The sequence below is a fragment of the Pseudomonas lundensis genome (assembly GCF_001042985.1).
GTDB classification, from domain to species: Bacteria; Pseudomonadota; Gammaproteobacteria; order Pseudomonadales; family Pseudomonadaceae; genus Aquipseudomonas; species Aquipseudomonas lundensis.
Genome location: NZ_JYKY01000054.1, coordinates 1 through 5,011, shown reverse-complemented (window position 1 = coordinate 5,011; position 5,011 = coordinate 1). Strand labels below are relative to the sequence as shown.

The window sequence follows — 5,011 nt, the reverse complement described above, 5'->3', positions numbered from 1 at the left end:
TGGCTGGCTGAAGGAGAACCGTCGCATCGTGACGCGCTTCGACAAGCTCGCAACAAGTTTTGCGGCGATGGTCTCATTGGCCTGCGCTATGCGGTGCTTGCGACAATACTTTACGTACAGAGCCTAGAACCCTGATCAGCTTCCTCTCCGGATCCGTATGCTATTGACCAGATCGGCGCAGTGATTTATCCGACCCAGTAATTTTTCCTCCACTCTTTTCGACTTCCCGTCGAATTTGCTCTTGGTTAACCTCGTCCATCGCAGCTTTTGATTTCAAAAACTCCTCATATCCCCTCTTGATGTAGAGCTTCAAAATGCCCGGTACATCTTGAATCTTGCCGACATCAAGCTCGCCGACCTCAAGTTTCGTCGCCGGGCTTGTTTCCTCGTAGGGCCAGCCAGGGCTCAGGATGTAGAAGTACATGAAAGGCAGTTTAAAAACTGCAAAATACCGATGAGGGTGATCAGTGAATCGGATGTCTTGAGATCCGATTGAACGATCTATACCATAAGTGTAAGCTTTTGGAAGGCCATAAAATGGTGGCTCTCCGTAGAAGGGCGCAAAATAAATAGTCGTGCTGCATCGATTGTTTAATATGTCTTGTTTAGACGCGTCCAAAAACGCATCTACCACAACCTTATCTTCACTTGTTCGATTATTCTCATCGTCGTTAGTAGTAAGCAACGCTCGCCAGAAAACAGACAAAACAGCTAGCTGGATTTCATCGCTAATCACTACTATTGAGCTTTGCTTTTGGTAGTTCGCTATTTTTCTGAATAGACCCTCGGCAAGTTTTTTCTCCCAAATAGAGAGTTTTCCTTCGCAACCTCCGCACAAAAGGTGTTTTTTTGGCCCATCTTGGTGTCGGATATTGACGTCTCGAGTGTCCCGAATGAATTGCGTGGCTGACGTTTTTTTAAGCCAGTCATACGCGAATTTGGGGATGCTATGAGACTCTTTCAGCAAGATATTTTTGTTATCACACAGCGCGCAGTCTCCTAGGACACCGCCCGCCGCTGTCACATCGAACTCTTGCTTACTGATGTTACTTTCCATCGTCAAAATTTTCCCTTGTTGCTGATCCGTTGAGACTCGCGCTCACCGAAGCCTGGCATCTGCTCTGCCAAACCAAGTACTGGTGGCAAGAGACGTCTTCACTGATTGCCGAGAAAGGCTGAAGAGGCTTGAAGCCCATAATCACTTCTTAATCCACAGCCAATTCCACGTATCTGTACAGTGGACTGCAATGATAGCTCAGCGCCATCTCAGAATGCGACGAATGCGCTTTAGCCCACGCAGGAACGTTGACCTAGCTCCTCGTTGGATGTGTTCTCACCAAGCAAGACGTTCAAACATCAAGACGCGGTGAGGAAACGTTTGTGCTGGCTTTCAGATTCGTAAAAGCGGTGATGACTGTCAGAGGTCTGGACAACGAGGCTGATGCGAGTGGTGAAACAAGGCCTATGAACGCCAAACGATGAACAATCGCTTTATTTTCTAAAGCATTGAGACAGCAGTCCCGGGGCTGTGAGCTTCTTATGAACATATTACATCGCCCACTTGTTAAATCGTGTATAGCAATCTTTGGCTCGCTTTACCGTTTCCTGCTGCTGTGCGTGCTTTGCGTGTCATTGTCCTTCTGCGCGGCCTTACACGACTCTGTTTATCCTGCCTGTTCCCTTACTCATTCAACGATCAGTCTTAACCGATCAAACGGTACGGTCTGACCGAGGCCAGCATTTGCCGATGTTAGCTTCGGAACGCCCTGCGGATTCCCTGCATGGCGTTCTGGAATTTATTGATATGTCGCAAATAATTGCTCCTGCGCTAAACAACTCGCCAACTGATTTAGTGCTCTCACTGGCGGCTATTGCAGATTCTTCGATGAGTGGCATGGAGAACTTCAATAAAAAGATGGTCGATGCCCAACTGTTCTCTGTCTTCGACATTGCGCGTGTTTCCAAAAAAGAGTTTTGCAATATTCTGACGGAGTTCACGGCTGAGGAAATGGCTGGAAAAATCTACGATCAAGCGCTGAGCTATGCAGTGCAACTTGAAATTCTCCACCGCCAGCAAAACGATTCGCTGACTGAAGATCAGCGTGTCAAACGCCAAATGTCAGCTCAATCTGCCAAAGGTGCTACTTACTGCTCACTGTTTCCTCAGGAATCGAATCAGGTATGTGCCCCGCAGTCCTTGGCGGCCATGGATTCGCCTGTGGCGTATCTGCGAGCCTTGTACCTGTTTGCCCTGCAATTGGAAAAGACCGGTACGGGAAACCAAACCAAAAAAACACTTTCTACACGCCGTGCCTCTTTAGAGAATCTGAAGATTGATGCGAACGCTGTGTACGCGCAAACCCCGCTGTTGAATATCATCAATGAGTTACTCCATGAGGGCATAACCAAAGCGTTGCGTGACAATAAGGACATATACAGCAATGCCACTGTTGAATACGTGTTAAAAACACATTGTTATCCTTTGCAACTGCCCTTCTATCTTCCTTATGAACAGTGTGTTTCAGCGCTCGGGGCTCACCACTTAAAACTGGGTGAGTTAAATTACAAAATCAGCCTGGCACTGCCGGTTACTCAACAGCCCAGTACCGCCTACGGCAAGGTTCAACAGGAAAGTTATGAAGCGCAACGCTTGCTGGCTCACCTCGGGCCTCATCAACAGGTATTGATAACCGATAATAAAGATCTCGGTGCAACCGCGAAGGAAAAAGATGCGTTCGCAAAAAAAGTCCTTGGGAGCACGTATGAATCTTTAAAGACACCCTCATGGTTTATGGAAAGTACAGATCTTAATGACGAGCACATGCAAGCGCTATTCTCGCTGGGTAAGTACCTTCCAGTTCAATCGACACAGTTACCCGGTAAACAGTCGGATGTTCATGCAGAGCTGAAACTACCCACGATTAAAAAAGAGGGGAATGTCGCCACTTTGGATTTTGATAAACCTGAGCAACTCGACCTGGCGCAACGCATCATTCGATTGCAGCGCTGGATGAAATGCTCATTCAACGACGTCAAGCATTTTGTCTACAGCGTCAAACAGGCAGACCTGGAAAACGATAAGGTCATGCTCAATGACAATACGCTACGAGCCTTGGGCGTGTACCGCTACCTTGAACAGCACTACACGCTGTCGATTGAAGAGTTTTCGGCACTCCTGCATCAGCTGCCCGTCCATCAATCTGGCACCACGCGTTCGTTGTATGACCGGGTTTATAACCGTAAAGAGGCATTCAACGTTTCATTTAAACTCGATGGCAGCGCTTTCACACCTGACTCGCAAGATGATGCGTCACTGGAAGTGGTCTATCTGATATGTGCAAGCTTGGGTGTCCCTAATACGCGTGATGCTTTCGGGGTCATGGCCGCTCAGCTACACAAATATGGCCCAGAAACAAAAAAGGACGTGGCCACCTTTAGTGCTTTTTATCGGCAAGTTCGGATTGCTCGTCTGTTCAATCTATCGTTGGCAGAAATGTATCAGCGTGCAGAGTTGTTGGGGGGTAAGGATTACAGCAAACAGCTAGTGACCCCTTCTTTAAGAATGAGCGGCAGCAATACACCGCCTGACTTTCTGGATGTGTTGATGCAAATGGAGTGGGCCGTCCAATGGTTTAACAGTGCTGCCATTCGTCTTTCAACCATTCGACGTCAGCTCTTGCTGGATGACATGGATCCGGATGGAGAGTTGCAAGAAAAGTTGAGCACATTTGAAAAGCTGCTTGCTGAGACTGAACGTTATGTCTTGGTCGACGCTGATTTTTCTCAACTGACAACGCAAGGTGCACTTCAGCTGGAACTGTTGAAATTCACCAAAGGTCACGTATTGATTAAAACGATTTTAAAGGTCCATCCGCTACTTCCTGAAACACCTGATTTACCCAAGCTGAACAGCGCGCTCAAGAAGTTGGTCAAGGCCTACATCAGCCCTTCTGCTCTTGAAAAAATTCAAGATGAAACGGTTTTAGAGATGGCGTCGTTACTGGCACCCTATCTGGATACCGCTTATAAACGATTGTTGCCCTGGAAAGCGGCCTTGCTGGACGTATTTCCACAGGGCGGTACGGCTGCAGAACCTGCCTCGGTCCAAGAAAAGAGAATCAAACATATCGTTCACGGCATAACGGTTGCGCTGGGGAATCAAGACAGCAGGCGATTGTTGAAGAATAATATGCTGGCTGTGCCCAATGCAGCTGCATCGTTGAAACTACCCATTAGCCAAGCTGCTCTGCAGACATTTATCAACCATCCGCATTGGCTCGATTCACGCAGCCTGCCTGAAGGCTTTTTAAAGTTGTCGCTGAATACGCTTTACTTAATGACGCAGTTTCAGTTGATGCTGGTCGCCTACCGTGTGAGTGAAGCCAGTCTTTTTAATTACTTGGCGCAGGTCAATCGTGTCGAGTCCCTCAATGATGACCAGATGGCCATGTTGCTTGGCCGGCTATTGGGCTGGGACGCGGGAGAAATAAAGGTGCTGTTGGAAAATGTACCTTTCACGCGCGTCAAGTCGATCGCTCAACTTGACTGGGTTGTACGCTGCCATCAAACATCTCATAAAACAGGCCTTCCGGCATCGCTGATATTGGCGGCAACAAATCTGAATTCTGATATATCGGGACCTCAATGGAAACAGGTCGGTGAGGCGCTGATTGCGGCGTCTGTCTAAATAGTCTCGTTCAACAATATTGAGCACAAGGAATTATCATGTCGTCATTACTCAGTCAGCAAGTGAACGAAACATTCCGCGATGCGCTTCTGGCGTTTTATTTGTACACCTTCGATCCTCTTAAAACAGATAAAGCCCCCATCGAGTCGGCCCCCCGCTCCACCCCTGAAGATTTATACAACTATTGGCTGCTGGATGGGCGGTCTCAAGGAGCAAGTGCAACACCTCATGTAAGGTGTTGCCATGTCTACCCAATACAACCACCTGAGTACCGAGGAGCGCGTCACCATTATGGTGATGCTCTTTCAACGACAGACGCTGCGA

General features: G+C 48.0%; 3 protein-coding genes and 1 pseudogene. 3 read left to right on the top strand and 1 reads right to left on the bottom strand.

The features are described 5' to 3' along the window. Positions 1 to 127, top strand: a pseudogene (locus TU74_RS24355) (IS5/IS1182 family transposase); the annotation flags it as partial. A 33-nt stretch (positions 128 to 160) separates the two neighbouring features. Here TU74_RS24355 and TU74_RS23215 read toward each other — a convergent pair. Continuing rightward, entirely contained in the window at positions 161 to 1,057 is an 897-nt protein-coding gene (locus tag TU74_RS23215) for a hypothetical protein (protein ID WP_053070083.1), read from the bottom strand. Between the two features lie 690 nt (positions 1,058 to 1,747). Here TU74_RS23215 and TU74_RS22655 point away from each other — a divergent pair. Both TU74_RS22655 and TU74_RS24590 read left to right on the top strand, forming a co-directional pair. Beyond that, complete coding sequence (locus tag TU74_RS22655) at positions 1,748 to 4,687, top strand: Tc toxin subunit A (protein ID WP_082149932.1); 2,940 nt, start codon at positions 1,748 to 1,750, stop codon at positions 4,685 to 4,687. Between the two features lie 38 nt (positions 4,688 to 4,725). Then, on the top strand, positions 4,726 to 5,011 hold a 286-nt coding region (locus tag TU74_RS24590), incomplete at its 3' end, for a hypothetical protein (protein WP_206540655.1).

What these genes read in the sequence shown, in the direction of transcription:
- TU74_RS22655 (WP_082149932.1), top strand. Translation starts at nt 1,748, where the DNA reads ATGTTAGCTTCGGAACGCCCTGCGGATTCCCTGCATGGCGTTCTGGAA.
- TU74_RS23215 (WP_053070083.1), bottom strand. Translation starts at nt 1,057, where the DNA reads ATGGAAAGTAACATCAGTAAGCAAGAGTTCGATGTGACAGCGGCGGGC.